Origin of the sequence: Pseudoduganella namucuonensis, assembly GCF_900116645.1 — a bacterium.
Lineage (GTDB): Bacteria > Pseudomonadota > Gammaproteobacteria > Burkholderiales > Burkholderiaceae_D > Rugamonas > Rugamonas namucuonensis.
Window position 1 is genome coordinate 40,611 of the sequence record NZ_FPBO01000020.1, and the last position, 13,452, is coordinate 54,062.

Below are 13,452 nucleotides of genomic sequence, written 5' to 3' on the forward strand. Positions count from 1 at the left end.
GTCTTATTGAGTGGTGAATCGGGCAAGGATACGCAAATCGGCGCCGATCTGCTTGACCTCGTGGAATTTCAGGCTGTGCTTGCCGCCCAGGTGCGCCAGCGGCGGCAGCGAGAACATGCCCTGCGCGTCGCCCAGCAGCATGGGCGCCAGGTAGACCAGCAGCTCGTCGGCGCAGCGCTCGCGTATCAGCGAGCCATTCAGCTTGCCGCCCGCCTCGACGTGCAGTTCGTTGATCTGGCGGCGCCCCAGTTCGCGCATCAGCGCCGGCAGGTCGACCTTGCCGTGCGGGTTGGGCAGCTTGATGATCTCGGCGCCGGCGGCGCGCAGCGCGGCCTCCTTTTCCGGGTCGTCCACGGCGGCCACCACCCAGGTCCCTCCGCCCTCGAGCACGCGCGCGGAGGGGCTGATGTCGAGCCGGCTGTCGACCACGATGCGGCGCGGCTGGCGCGGCGTGTCCACCGCGCGCACGTTCAGTTGCGGGTCGTCCGCCTTGACGGTGCCGATGCCGGTGAGGATGGCGCAGGCGCGGGCGCGCCAGGCGTGGCCGTCCGCCCGCGCCTCGGGCCCGGTGATCCACTGGCTTTGGCCGTTGTGCAGCGCCGTCATGCCATCCAGGCTGGCGGCGGTCTTCATGCGCACCCACGGCAGGCCGCGCGTCATGCGCGAGAAGAAGCCGATGTTCATTTCATGCGCCTCGTCGGCCATCGGACCGGTGGCGACCTCGATGCCGGCGGCGGCCAGCCTGGCCATGCCCTGCCCGGCCACCAGCGGATTCGGGTCCTCCATCGCCGCCACCACGCGGCCCAGGCCAGCGCGCACCAGCGCGTCCGAGCATGGCGGCGTGCGGCCGTGGTGGTTGCACGGTTCCAGGGTGACGTAGGCGGTGGCGCCGCGCACGTCGTGGCCGCGCCGCTGCGCGTCCTTCATGGCCTGGATTTCGGCGTGGTCCTGGCCGGCCGGCTGGGTCACGCCCTCGCCTATCACCCGGCCGTCGCGCACGATCACGCAGCCGATGCGCGGGTTCGGCGACGTGGTGTACAGCCCCTTGGCGGCCCATTCCAGGGCCAGCTTCATGCCTTCGGCGTCGTTTGCGATGTGTACGGTCATGGTCTTCAATCCGCGCCGGCGCAGTCGGGTTGCGTGCTGGGATCGCACACCCTTACCCGGCCCAGCATGTTGATTTTAATATGCCGCCGCTGTTCGCCCGCCTCCAGCGTGAAGGTGCCCCAGCGGGCGGCCTGGCTGTTGTCGGAACGGCAGCTGCGTCCAGCGGCATTATATGCAATATAGCTGTTTCCGGTGCCGGCGGTGAATTGCGCACGGATATGCAGGCCATGGGCCAGCGCCGCTTGCTTGTGGAACGATTCCTCGCCCGGATCGCGGCGGCGGTTGCCGTTGCGGTCCGCGAAAACGGTCCAGCCCTGGTCCCAGCCGGCGCCCGGATCGGCCTGCGCCAGCACCACGATGGCGCCGCGGCCGATGGCGAGGGAACGGGTGAGCGCGATGTCGCCCAGCAGGTCGTTGAGCGCGGCGCGCATGCGCTGGCGCTCCAGCATGGTCTGGTAGGCCGGCGCCGCCGTCCCGGCCAGCACGCCGGCGATCAGCAACGCGACCACCAGCTCCACCAGCGTGAAGCCGCGCATCAGCGCCAGCAGCCGGTGGAGGCGCCGGTGGCCTTGCGTTCGCCGGCGCTGGTCAGGATCAGGCTTTCGCACACGGCGTCCTTGTAGTTCGCGTCCACCTGGGCGGTGCCGGGCTTGGCGATCAGTTGCACGCAGTCGCCTATCTCCTCGCCGTCGCAGGCCTTGCCTTCCACCTCGTAGGCGCTGTCGGCGGCCTTGACGCCGGTCCACCATTTGAACTTGCGCTCGTCCGCGTCGGTGGATGAGGAGGAGAAGGCGAGGTAGCTGTTATGCACGCTGAAATAGCGCTCCTGCTGCTGCATCAGCAGGTACAGCGAGGCCTGCGCCTCGGTGCGCTTGCCGCGGACGACGAACTGGGCGTAGGACGGGTAGGCGGCGGCCGCCGTGACCATCATGATGACCAGCACGATCATCGCTTCGATCATGGTGAAGCCCTGGCGGCGTATGGCGTTCCTGGCGTTGTGCATGCGGGTCTCCTTCAGCGCTTGGCCGCCTGGTGCAGTTCGCGCCAGTTGGCTACTTCGCGCCAGCTGATACGGCCGGCGGGGATGGCCACGCGGGTGCGCGCGGCCGCTAGTGGGCCGGGTGTTCCGGCGCCGAAATTGATGACGGCGACCTCCTTGGCGACGACGGCGCGTCCGCCCGCGCGCCGCGCGCGGGTGCGCGCGATGGTCACCGGGGCCGGGGCGGCCGGCAAATAGTCGCTGGTCAATTCGCCGGTGGACTCGCCGGTGGCCGGCAGGCCCAGGCTGTCCGGCGCGAGGCCGGCCAGCGGGTCCAGCACGTAGCTGCGGCTGGCCAGCGGCGCGCACGGGCCGCCGCCGGGCAGTATGGTGTTGAAGTAGAGCTTTCCGTCGGCCAGTGTGGCACTGGCGGTGCTGCGCTCGCCGGTGCTGGCCGCGTTGGGAAAGTCGATGTACCACCCGCCGCGCGCGGACGCGCCGGTGTAGCTGAATCCTCGCCCCCGCACGACGACGTTGCGCGCGCCGGGGGCGCCGTCCAGCTCCCGCCGCGCGAGATCGGCGCGGTCCATGGGCCGGGCGGACGACGCGGGCGTCGCGCCCGGGCCCGACGGGTCGTCCAGCACGGCGTAGAACGATTGCGTGTCCTTGCGCTCGCGGTCGGTTTCCTCCAGCAGCCGGCCGGTGCCGAACAGGATGACGTAGCCGCCATCGGGCGCATACGCGGCTTGCGGCTGCTGGGTGATGGGCTGGCGCTTGCCGTCCGCGTCGCGCGCGACGAACAGGGGCTCGGAGCCGCTGGCGCCACTCCACGGCGCGACACCGGTGAAGCTGAAGCGCCACAGGTTGCCCTGCAGGTCGCCCGCGTAGGCGTGGCGCAGCGCGCCGCTGTCGTCCAGTATCAGCGCGGGCGCGCCCAGGCCGTTGGCGAGGGCCGGGTCCCCGGCCGGCGTCCGCAGGCGGTAGTAGTTGACGCCGCGGCGCCAGGCCTCGTCCTTCGGTTTGTCCAGCGCCAGCAGGAACAAGGCGTTGGCCGCCGTGCCGTCGGCGTTGCCGTCCTGCGCATAATTGTTCACGCCGCTGGGAACGACGGCGAAGTAGCGGTACTCCGGCACGCCGCCGCGGGTGCGCACGTGCGCGCGCGCGATCCGCGGCGGCGTGGTCACATTGCCCATGGCGTCGTCGTCGCGGTCGGTGAATTCCCATAGCGCGCCGGCGCCGTTGACGAAATCCGCGGGATCGGTGATGTCCAGCGCGAACACGCCTTGCGCGCCGCCGCCCATGGCCGACACCAGCACGGTGCGCCATGCGCCGGCCAGCTGCGCCTCGGCCGCGGTGGCGGGTCCGTCGATGTAGGCGTGGTGCTCATAGCCGGGGTCCGGCAGGCGGTTCAACAAGGGGAACAGCGCGTCGGGCACGTAGGCGAACAGCTCGGCGCCGGTGACGGCGTCGAACGCGTGCAGCATGCCGTCGTTGGCGCCAAGGTAGACGGCGGCGCGGCGCGCCTTGTGGCGTTCGAGGAAGCCGGCGTAAGCCTCGCCCTGCAGGTCCACGCGCGGCGGGCCGACGTACAGCGGCGCGCTGTGGACCGCGTCCCCCAGGACGTGGCCCCGCCGGCGGAAAAGGCCGCCTTCCTCGCTCCGGTCTCCGCGCAACCAGGCGAGCCGCGATTCTCCGCGCCGGTCGGATAGGGGTTTGGCCGGCGGCGGCGGGCGATTGAGGGCGGTGCGCTGCTGGGTGGAAAGGCTGTCCCATTCAAAGGGCATCGTGGTCCGCACACCTTGCACCAGCGCGGACGTGTAGATGCGGCGGGCGTGGTTCACGTCCAGCAAGTCCGCCGCGTCCCATAGCTGGCGCGTTTGCGGTAGGCCGGCGGCGTCGACGCTCAAGGCGCCGCGCGTGAGCTGGCCGCTCCAGTCGACAGGACGGGCGCCGGCCTGGAACACCGCCGTGCCGTCGGGGGTCGCCGCCACGGCCGCCGCGCCGCGCATGAATGCCGTGCCAGGGCCGCATGCGGCGTTGAGCGGTTCGGCCGCGAGCTCGATGACGGGCGGCGCGGCCGTCGCCGGCGGCGCGGCAAGCGCGGCGGCCAGGAAGGCGGCGACGAAAGCCGCGTGGCGGGCGGCGCGGGCAGCTCCGGCCCTCATGGCTCGCCTCCCTCGTCCTTGCGGTAACTGCTTTGCAGGACCACCTCCGTGGACTCCCGCGCGCCGAATCCAACGGCGGTGACGCGGTAGAAGTATTGCGGCGGACCGGCCGCGTCGGCACCCGGCGGACGATAGGGCACGCGCTCGATCACGTAACGGGGATGGCGGAATGGCAGGAAGCCCTGCCCCGTCTCCATCTCCGCGCCCGTGTAGCGGCCATACGGCACGGAGCGGGATCCGGGGCCGTCGTCGCCAATGTCCACCGTTTGCCACACGGGCGGCTCGTCGGCCCCCGCTTGCGCGCACAGGCCAAGGCCGGACGCTTCGCCGCCGCATCCCCGCACGAAGCCCGCGCCGCCGGCCAGCAGTGCCTGCCGCTCCGGCGAGTTGCCGCCGCCGGACAACTCCTTTTCCGCGTCGTGCAGCGCGTCCTCGGCGGACTGGATGGCGACGTAGCGGTCGCGGTCCGCGCGCGCGGCCTTCTCGCCCTGCACCGCCATGCGGGCGGCGGACGCGCCCATCAGCAGCACGGCGATCAACATCAGCAAGGCCACCAGCAGCGCCACGCCCTGCTGGTGGAACACGCCGCTATCGGATGCTTGCCTGAGCGCGGCCATCACGCACCTCCCGCGTTGCGCAGCACGATGGTGGTGGTGAACACGCGCCGCGCGCGCTGCCTGTCCTCCCGCGGCAAACGGTCCTCATCGATATGGACGCCGGGATCGCGTCCCTGCGCGGCGTCGGTATAGGCGGCGCCGAACAGGTCGTACTTCAAGGCCGCGCCGTCGAAACGCGAGTGCCGTTCGCCATGCAGCAGCAGCGCCACCTGGATGCTGGCGACGCGCTTCCACCAAGTCTTGCGGTTGTGGTCGCGCCCGCGCGCGGCCTCGTCCTCGCCCTCCAGCGGCAGTGCCGCGTCCATTTGCTTGATGGCGGTGGCGTTCAGGTAGGCGTTGGGGACGCCGTCCGCCGGCGTGTCCGTGTCGACGCCGTACAGCACCTGGAAGGTGTCGACGCCGCGCACGATGGCGTCCGCGCCCCAGCCATTTTCCCCCTTGTATTTGCAACGCAGTTCGGCCGCGCCGTCGCCGCCGACGGCCACGTAGAAAATGCTCCAGCCCCGCTGCGCCTCGCTGGACGCGGCGCCGACGCCGAAGCCCGCGCAATTGAGGATGGAGCCGTCGCCATCGCCCGCGCCGGAGCCGGCGTAGCGGATCGCCAGCACGTCGCTGCCGTTGGCGTCGGAGGGACGCGGGTTGTCGATGCCGTCCGAGTTGCGCGAGACGCTGGCGGCGTCCAGCCCGGCGATGCTGGCGCCGGCGTCGGGCAGCACGGCGGACGGGGCGTCGCGGTCGTCCCAGTTGACGAAGGCCGCCTGCCGCACCGCGCCGGCGATACCGGCCAGCGCATAGCGTCCGCCATCGTTCAGGCGCGCGCTCTCGGCGTGGTGCACGTAGCTGGCGTTGGCCTCGACCAGCATGCCGCTCGCCACCAGCGTGACCAGCACGCCCAGCATCAACGAGACGATCATCTCCACCAGGCCGAAGCCGGCCGCGCGACGGGCGCTCACGGCCCCACTCCCGCCAGCGCCAGCGCCACGCCGGGCGCGTATTCGCCGGCATCGTCCTTGCCCGGCGTGCCGTCGGGGTTCTTGCCGCGCCAGCCTATCTTCACGACCACCGGCGCGCCGGCGCCGCCGCTGCACGCCCAGCGCAAGCGCCCGGCGCTCCACATGCCCGCGTCGCGGCAGATGCGCGCGCGCCCGGAAGGGAATTGCGCGGCCACCTGCTGTTTCAGTTCGTAGAGGTCCGCCCGCGCCACGGCGGCGCTGTCGCAGCCGCCGTTCCAGCACAGCGGCGGCGCGGAGGGGACGGGATCGGCGTGCGCGTCGTAATCGAGCGTCAGGTAGACCGCGCCGATCTGCCCGTCGTTGGCGCGCATGCGGTCCGCCATGCCGGACGCGAGCTGCATCGCGGCCGACATCAGCACCGACTCCTGCCGCACACGCATCGCCGTCAACTGCATGGCGGCCGCGCCCAGCACGCCCAGCGCGAGCACCAGCAGCGCCACCAACACTTCAAACAGGGTGAATCCCGTCGCCAGCCGTGGTCGCATGCGGCACCTCCGCGAAAAACGGATGAATGGATGACCTGGACTTGAAGTTAGCAGCGGACGCTACTTGTGGTATGACGCGGATCAAGGCCGGTGCGAACCGGCCTCATAAATACGGGGAATGTTTGCCCGGCACTATTGCGGGGCGGAATAGAATGTGCTGGCGCAATAACGGCCAGGCGTCAGAGCTTGCGCGGCGCGCGCTCCTGGCCCGCTTCGACGATGGCGTCCTGGAACTCGGCCAGGTCCTCGAAGTTCTTGTAGACCGAGGCGAAACGGATGTAGGCCACCTTGTCCAGGCGCTTCAGTTCCTGCATCACCAGCTCGCCGATGTAGTGCGAATCGACCTCGCGCTGGCCGCTGGTCAGCAGCTTTTCCTCGATCGACTGCACCGCGTTGTCCACCGCCGCTGCGGCGACGGGACGCTTGCGCAGGGCCAGCGACAGGCTGCCGCGCAGCTTGGCCGCCGAGTACTCGGTGCGGCTGCCGTTCTTCTTGACCACGTAGGGCATCACCAGCTCGATGCGCTCGTAGGTCGTGAAGCGCTTGTCGCACTTGCCGCAGCGGCGCCGGCGGCGGATCGCATCGCCCTCTTCCGACACGCGGGTGTCGAGGACGTGGATTTCTTCATGCTGACAAAACGGACATTTCATGTGGCGATACGCCTTTAAAAGTTAAAAGAGCGCCGGCCCCAGGGCGCGGCGCTCCGATGTTACCAAAACAACAATCAGGCGTAAACCGGATGCGCGTCGGCCAGCACCTTCACCGCCGCTTTGACGCGCTCGATGGTGGCGGCGTCGTGCGGGTTGTCCAGCACGTCGGCGATCAGGTTGCCGACCTGCTCGGCTTCCGCTTCCTTGAAGCCGCGGGTGGTCATCGCCGGCGAGCCCAGTCGGATGCCCGAGGTCACGAACGGCTTTTGCGGGTCGTTCGGGATGCCGTTCTTGTTGCAGGTGATGTGGGCGGTGCCCAGGATCGCCTCGGCTTCCTTGCCGGTCAGGTTCTTGGCGCGCAGGTCGACCAGGAACACGTGCGACTCGGTGCCGCCGGAAACGATGCGCAGGCCGCGCTTGATCAGCGTCTTGGCCAGCACGTCGGCGTTCTTCACCACTTGCGCCTGGTATTCCTTGAACGACGGCTGCAGCGCTTCCTGGAAGGCCACGGCCTTGCCTGCGATCACGTGCATCAGCGGGCCGCCCTGGATGCCGGGGAAGATCGCCGAGTTGATGATCTTCTCGTGCTCGGCCTTCATCAGGATGATGCCGCCGCGCGGGCCGCGCAGCGACTTGTGCGTGGTCGAGGTGACGAAATCGGCGTGCGGCACCGGGTTCGGGTACAGGCCGGCGGCGATCAGGCCGGCGTAGTGGGCCATGTCGACCATGAAGTAGGCGCCGACGGCCTTGGCCACGGCGGCGAAGCGCTCGAAGTCGATCTTCTTGGAGAAGGCGGACGCGCCGGCGATGATCAGCTTCGGCTTGTGCTCCTTGGCTTGCGCCTCCATCGCGTCGTAATCGATGTCCTCTTCGGCGGTCAGGCCGTAGGAGACCACGTTGAACCACTTGCCGGACATGTTCAGCGGCATGCCGTGGGTCAGGTGGCCGCCCTCGGCCAGCGACATGCCCATGATGGTGTCGCCCGGTTTCAGCACGGCGAAGAACACGCCCTGGTTGGCCTGCGAGCCGGAGTTCGGCTGCACGTTGGCGGCCTCGGCGCCGAACAGCTTCTTCACGCGGTCGATCGCCAGTTGCTCGACCACGTCCACGTACTCGCAGCCGCCGTAGTAGCGCTTGCCCGGATAGCCTTCGGCGTATTTGTTGGTCAGCTGCGAGCCCTGCGCTTGCATGACGGCCGGCGAGGTGTAGTTCTCGGACGCGATCAGTTCGATGTGGTCGTGCTGGCGGACGTTCTCGTCCTTGATGGCGGCGAACAGTTCGGGGTCGATGTTGGCGAGGGTGTGGTCTTTTGCAAACATGAATAAAACTCCGTGAGGGTAGATGATTTGGCGGTGGATCGAATGAGGAAAGCCGGCGATACGGATAGGCAGCCTCTTCCGTGCAACTCCATCGGTGGCTGCCCAGGCGAACGGCTATTTGAAATTCTCACGTTCCCCGGTGGATGCCCACCTTTCGCCGATAGATCGCGCTGCTGCAGCGGCGACCCGGCTTTTCGCCAGTCACGTGAGACGTAATGGAGCCCAGATTGTATGTTAAGTGCCTGATTTGAGCAAGAAACGATGCCGCCCTGTCAAGCCGCCCGCCCGTAGGCTACAATTTTCCCAAAAAAGACCCCAGGGGTACTTATGAAATTACCCCTGGGGTCTTTTTCCCGCAGGTCAACTTTCTTCCAGGATAGAACATGATCGTCTTCATCACCGGCGCCAGCGCCGGCTTCGGCGCCGCAATGGCCCGCGTTTTCACCGCCAACGGCCACAAGGCCATCGTCAGCGCGCGCCGCGTGGACCGCTTGCAGGCCCTCGCGGCCGAACTGGGCGACAAGGTGCTGCCGATCCAGCTGGACGTCACCGACAAGGCCGCCATCGCGGCGGCGCTGGCCGCCCTGCCCGCCGAGTGGCGCGAGATCGACGTGCTGATCAACAACGCCGGCCTGGCGCTGGGCGTGCAGCCGGCCCACGAGGCCTCGCTGGAGGATTGGGAGACCATGATCGAGACCAATTGCAAGGGCCTGGTCACGATGACGCGCGCCGTGCTGCCGGCGATGGTGGCGCGCGGCAGCGGCACCGTGATCAACCTGGGCTCCACCGCCGGCGCCTATCCCTATCCGGGCGGCAACGTGTACGGCGCCACCAAGGCCTTCGTCGAGCAGTTCACCCTGAACCTGCGCGCCGACCTGGTGGGCACCGGCGTGCGCGCCACCAACCTGGCGCCCGGCCTGTGCGGCGGCACCGAGTTCTCCAACGTGCGCCTGAAGGACGACGCGGCCGCAGCCAAGGTCTACGAGGGCACCACGCCGCTGTCGCCGGAGGACATCGCCAACACGGCCTACTGGATCGCCACCCTGCCACCGCACATGAATGTGAACCAGATCGAATTAATGCCAACCTGCCAAGGTTTCTCACCGTTCAATATCAAGCGGAAATCGTAAGCGGATGTTACAACTGTTGGTATTTAGACTCGAATAGTCTCTACTGTCGCCGGTGCAACGAGGCCCGTACGGGTTCCCGCTATATTTCGTGAGAATTAAGCCGGGAATCCGCGTCCTGAGCTGCAAAATCGCGTAAAATGTTGCCCAATCTCATTAGTAGTCAAAACAACATGCCATCAGAGTTCACCTGGAATGTCCGTGTCTATTACGAAGACACCGATGCCGGCGGCATTGTCTATTATGCAAATTACCTGAAGTTTTTCGAACGCGCGCGCACCGAATGGCTGCGCGCGATCGGCGTTAACCAGCACGCGCTCTTGCAGGAACACGACGCCATGTTCGTTGTAAAGAATGTTAGCGCTGACTATCATGCGCCTGCAAAGCTCGACGATGTACTAAAATTAACGTTGAGAATCGAAAAGCTGGGCCGCGCCTCCATCCTGTTCGCGCAGGAAGCGTGGAACGGCGAGCAATTGCTCAACACGGCGCGCGTCAAGGTAGGCTGCGTCGACTCTTCCCTGCGTCCCCGCGCAGTGCCCGACGTGGTCGCGGCCCGCATGCGCGGCGCCGAGTGAAACCCGAACAGACTGAGAACCAATGAACGTCACCCAAGACCTGTCCTTTTTCGCCCTCATCGCCAACGCCCACCTGATCGTGCAGCTGATCATGGCGCTGCTGGTGGCGATTTCGCTGTTCAGCTGGACCTATATTTTCCGCAAGATGTTCGCGGTGCGCGCCGCCCGCCGCCAGACCGGTGATTTCGAGAAGACCTTCTGGGCCGGCGGCAACCTGCACGCGCTGCACCAGAGCGCCGGCAACAACCGCGAACAGAGCGGCGCGCTGGCGCGCATCTTCGAGGCCGGCATGGGCGAATTCATCAAGGGCAAGGCGGCCTACGCGGCCAGCCGCGAGAGCATGGACCTGGGCGCGGTGCTGGACGGCGCGCGCCGCGCCATGCGCGCCGCCTTCCAGCGCGAGATGGACGTGCTGGAAAGCCACCTGGCCTTCCTGGCCTCGGTCGGCTCGGTGTCGCCGTACATCGGCCTGCTGGGCACCGTGTGGGGCATCATGAACGCCTTCCGCGGCCTGGCCAACGTGCAGCAGGCCACGCTGGCGGCCGTGGCGCCCGGCATCGCCGAGGCGCTGATCGCCACCGCCATCGGCCTGTTCGCGGCCATTCCGGCCGTGGTCGCCTACAACCGCTTCTCGCACGACATCGACCGCCTGGCGATCCGCTTCGAGAGCTTTGTGGAAGAGTTCTCCAACATTCTGCAGCGCCAGTCGCGCTGATCGGGCGGAACAGCCATGGCCTCTTCCTTCTCCAGCAGCATGCGCGGCGGCCGTGGCGGCCGCAACAAACTCAAGTCCGAGATCAACGTCGTGCCCTACATCGACGTGATGCTGGTGCTGCTCATCATCTTCATGGTGATGCCGTCGTCGAACAACCCGTCGCAGATCGACCTGCCGCAGGCCGAGCGCTCGACCCGGCCGCCGGACGACTACCTGCAGATCGTGATCAAGCCCAACGGCGCGCTGTCGATCGGCGTGCAGGGCAAGAACCAGGAGGCGCCCGAGACGGCGCCCAACCGCGACGCGCTGGTGAAGAAGCTGCGCGCGCTGCACCAGGACCACCCCGAGTATCCGGTGTTGATTTCCGGCGACAAGGAAAGCAAGTACGACGACGTGATCCAGCTGATATCCGAAGCGAAGAAAATGGGCATCAACCGGGTTGGCCTGGCCACGAAGTAACGGCATGACGATGAAATCGGGAACTGCGGGCGGCCCCTACAAGGTGCCGAAGGATGAAAACGGTTTGCGTTCGCTCGGCATGGCCGCCGCGATGCACGCCGGGCTGCTGCTGTTCCTGTGGATAGGCGTGTCTTGGCAGAACAACGAGCCCGTCGCGGTGGAGGCCGAGGTGTGGGACATGTCGGTGCAGCAGGCCGCGCCGGCCGCGAAGCCGCCCGAGCCGGAACCGGAGCCGGAACCGCGGCCCGAGCCGACCCCGGCCCCGCCGCCGCCCCGTCCGGTGGCGCCGCCCGTCGAGGCCCCGCCGCCCGCCAAGGACCCGGACATCGCGCTGGCCAAGCGCAAGGCCAAGGAAAAGGCCGAGAAGGAAAAGGTCGCCGAGGAAAAACGCCTGGCCAAGCTGAAGCAGGAGCAGGAAGAAGAGGACAAGGCCAGGAAACTGGCCGAGAAGAAGGCCAAAGAGCTGGAACAGAAAAAGCTCGACGAGAAAAAACTAGCGGAAGAGAAGTCCAGGGAAGAGAAGAAGCAAGCCGAGAAGCTGGCCAAGGCCAAGGCGGAAGCCGAGCAGAAGAAGCTGGACAAGCAGCGCGAGGCGGAAATGAAACGGATGGCCAACGTGCTGGGCACCGGCACCGCCGGCGCCACCGGCACGGCCGCGAAGTCGACCGGGCCGCGCACGGACGCCGGCTACCAGGCCGCCATCCGCGCCAAGGTGCAAGGCAACATCTCGTATTCGGGCAGCAAGCAGGACGTGGAGGCCGTGTTCCGCGTCACGCAGTTGCCGACCGGCGAGATCATCTCGGTGAGGAAAGTGAAGAGCAGCGGTAATTCGACTTACGATACCGCGGTGGAAAACGCCATCAACCGCTCCAGCCCGCTGCCCAAGAAGAAGGACGGCAGCGTGGACCGGGAGCTGGAACTGGTGTTCAACTTGAAAGACATGCCCTGAGACCATGAAAAAACTGCATAAAATCATCTTCTATTCGGGCCTGCTGATCGGCCTGAACGCCCACGCGCAGCTGCGCGTGGAAATCTCCGGCGTGGGCAGCAACCAGATCCCCATCGCCATCGCCGCCTTCGCCGACGAGGACATCGCGCCGGCCAAGATCTCGGCCATCATCAAGGCCGACCTGGAGCGCAGCGGCGCCTTCAAGATCATCGACGCCGGCGCCATCGCCAACGTCAACGACATCGATTACAGCCAGTGGAAATCGCGCGGCGCCAACGCGCTGGTGGTCGGCACGGTCGAGAAGCTGGCCAACGGCAGCTTCGACGTGCGCTACAAGCTACACGACACCATCAAGGCCACCAAGCTGTCGCAGCTGGACCAGTCCGCCGTGCCGCAATACACCCGCCTGTCGGCGCACAAGATCGCCGACGACGTGTATGAAAAGCTGACCGGCGTGCGCGGCGCCTTCGCCACCCGCATCGCCTACGTGACCCAGCAGGGCCGCTCCTTCCGCCTGGAAGTGGCGGACGCCGACGGCGAGGGCGTGCAACTGGCGCTGAGCTCGAACGAGCCCATCATCTCGCCGTCGTGGTCGCCGGACGGCACCCGGGTGGCCTACGTGTCGTTCGAGCAGAAGAAGCCCGTGGTCTACGTGCAGAACCTGGTGACGCGCGCGCGCGCCGTGATCGCCAACGAAAAGGGCAGCAACTCGGCGCCGTCGTGGGCGCCGGACGGCAACAAGCTGGCGGTGGCCCTGTCCAAGGACGGCCACACCCAGGTCTACACCGTGAACGCCGACGGCTCCGGCCTGCGCCGCGTGTCCAACAGCGCCGGTATCGACACCGAGCCGCAGTTCTCGGCGGACGGCCAGAGCATCTACTTCACCAGCGACCGCAGCGGCGGCCCGCAGATCTACCGCATGGGCGCCAACGGCGGCGACGCGCAGCGCGTCACCTTCGGCGGCAGCTACAACATCAGCCCGCGTATTTCCTCCGACGGAAAGACGCTGGCCTACATCTCCCGGCGCGACGGCAACTTCCAGCTTTATGTGATGGATCTTGCCAGCGGCCAGGAACAACGCCTCTCCGACACCACCAGCGACGAGTCGCCCAGTTTCGCGCCCAACGGCAAATTCCTGCTGTACGCGACCGAATCGGGACGCCGCAAATCGCTGGCCGTGGTGTCGGTGGACGGCCGCGTTAAGCAACGCTTGACCATTCAAGCGGGCAATATCAAGGAGCCCACGTGGGGTCCTTTCATGAAGTAAATAAAGTAGTCCTTTACCAACG

At 67.4% G+C, this 13,452-nt stretch carries 15 protein-coding genes and 1 riboswitch; of the genes, 6 read left to right on the plus strand and 9 right to left on the minus strand.

Annotation, left to right across the window (positions count from 1 at the left end; genetic code table 11):
* Positions 1 to 3 precede the first annotated feature (3 nt).
* From ribD to glyA, 9 genes are all read right to left on the minus strand, one after another.
* Positions 4 to 1,074 (minus strand): bifunctional diaminohydroxyphosphoribosylaminopyrimidine deaminase/5-amino-6-(5-phosphoribosylamino)uracil reductase RibD, encoded by a 1,071-nt coding sequence (gene ribD / locus BM436_RS20235; RefSeq protein WP_177307378.1) that lies wholly within the window; start codon positions 1,072 to 1,074, stop codon positions 4 to 6.
* Positions 1,075 to 1,112: 38 nt separating this feature from the next.
* Complete coding sequence (locus tag BM436_RS20240; protein ID WP_093557344.1) at positions 1,113 to 1,643, minus strand: GspH/FimT family pseudopilin; 531 nt, start codon at positions 1,641 to 1,643, stop codon at positions 1,113 to 1,115.
* On the minus strand, positions 1,643 to 2,110 hold the full coding sequence (locus BM436_RS20245) for a type IV pilin protein (RefSeq protein WP_093557345.1): 468 nt from the start codon (positions 2,108 to 2,110) through the stop codon (positions 1,643 to 1,645). Before BM436_RS20245 ends, BM436_RS20240 begins: the two co-directional genes overlap by 1 nt.
* Positions 2,111 to 2,121: 11 nt before the next feature.
* A complete protein-coding gene (locus BM436_RS20250) occupies positions 2,122 to 4,251 on the minus strand; it encodes a pilus assembly protein (protein ID WP_093557346.1) in 2,130 nt (709 codons plus the stop codon).
* On the minus strand, positions 4,248 to 4,868 hold the full coding sequence (locus tag BM436_RS20255; RefSeq protein ID WP_093557347.1) for a pilus assembly PilX family protein: 621 nt from the start codon (positions 4,866 to 4,868) through the stop codon (positions 4,248 to 4,250). The genes BM436_RS20250 and BM436_RS20255 overlap by 4 nt, the downstream gene beginning before the upstream one ends.
* Positions 4,868 to 5,821: a PilW family protein gene (locus BM436_RS20260; RefSeq protein WP_229490539.1), complete on the minus strand. Its 954-nt coding sequence runs from the start codon at positions 5,819 to 5,821 to the stop codon at positions 4,868 to 4,870. The genes BM436_RS20255 and BM436_RS20260 overlap by 1 nt, the downstream gene beginning before the upstream one ends.
* Positions 5,818 to 6,366: a type IV pilus modification protein PilV gene (gene pilV / locus BM436_RS20265; protein WP_093557348.1), complete on the minus strand. Its 549-nt coding sequence runs from the start codon at positions 6,364 to 6,366 to the stop codon at positions 5,818 to 5,820. The genes BM436_RS20260 and pilV overlap by 4 nt, the downstream gene beginning before the upstream one ends.
* 179 nt (positions 6,367 to 6,545) lie before the next feature.
* Positions 6,546 to 7,016: a transcriptional regulator NrdR gene (nrdR, locus tag BM436_RS20270; RefSeq protein ID WP_093557349.1), complete on the minus strand. Its 471-nt coding sequence runs from the start codon at positions 7,014 to 7,016 to the stop codon at positions 6,546 to 6,548.
* Positions 7,017 to 7,090: 74 nt separating this feature from the next.
* Entirely contained in the window at positions 7,091 to 8,335 is a 1,245-nt protein-coding gene (gene glyA, locus BM436_RS20275; protein WP_093557350.1) for a serine hydroxymethyltransferase, read from the minus strand.
* A gap of 93 nt (positions 8,336 to 8,428) precedes the next feature.
* Positions 8,429 to 8,550, minus strand: a riboswitch (ZMP/ZTP riboswitch).
* A gap of 168 nt (positions 8,551 to 8,718) precedes the next feature.
* Here glyA and BM436_RS20280 point away from each other — a divergent pair.
* The 6 genes from BM436_RS20280 (at position 8,719) to tolB (ending at position 13,430) form a co-directional block, all read left to right on the plus strand.
* Positions 8,719 to 9,465, plus strand: coding sequence for an SDR family NAD(P)-dependent oxidoreductase (locus BM436_RS20280; protein ID WP_093557351.1), 747 nt, complete (start codon positions 8,719 to 8,721; stop codon positions 9,463 to 9,465).
* A 170-nt stretch (positions 9,466 to 9,635) separates the two neighbouring features.
* Positions 9,636 to 10,040 carry a tol-pal system-associated acyl-CoA thioesterase gene (ybgC, locus tag BM436_RS20285; protein WP_093557419.1) on the plus strand — a complete coding sequence of 135 codons (405 nt, stop codon included), beginning with the start codon at positions 9,636 to 9,638 and terminating at the stop codon, positions 10,038 to 10,040.
* A gap of 22 nt (positions 10,041 to 10,062) precedes the next feature.
* Positions 10,063 to 10,755: a protein TolQ gene (tolQ, locus tag BM436_RS20290; protein ID WP_093557352.1), complete on the plus strand. Its 693-nt coding sequence runs from the start codon at positions 10,063 to 10,065 to the stop codon at positions 10,753 to 10,755.
* A gap of 15 nt (positions 10,756 to 10,770) precedes the next feature.
* Positions 10,771 to 11,214 carry an ExbD/TolR family protein gene (locus tag BM436_RS20295; protein ID WP_093557353.1) on the plus strand — a complete coding sequence of 148 codons (444 nt, stop codon included), beginning with the start codon at positions 10,771 to 10,773 and terminating at the stop codon, positions 11,212 to 11,214.
* Positions 11,215 to 11,224: 10 nt separating this feature from the next.
* Positions 11,225 to 12,163 (plus strand): cell envelope integrity protein TolA, encoded by a 939-nt coding sequence (gene tolA, locus BM436_RS20300; protein ID WP_093557420.1) that lies wholly within the window; start codon positions 11,225 to 11,227, stop codon positions 12,161 to 12,163.
* 4 nt (positions 12,164 to 12,167) lie between these two features.
* Complete coding sequence (gene tolB, locus BM436_RS20305) at positions 12,168 to 13,430, plus strand: Tol-Pal system beta propeller repeat protein TolB (protein WP_093557354.1); 1,263 nt, start codon at positions 12,168 to 12,170, stop codon at positions 13,428 to 13,430.
* Positions 13,431 to 13,452: the final 22 nt, after the last annotated feature.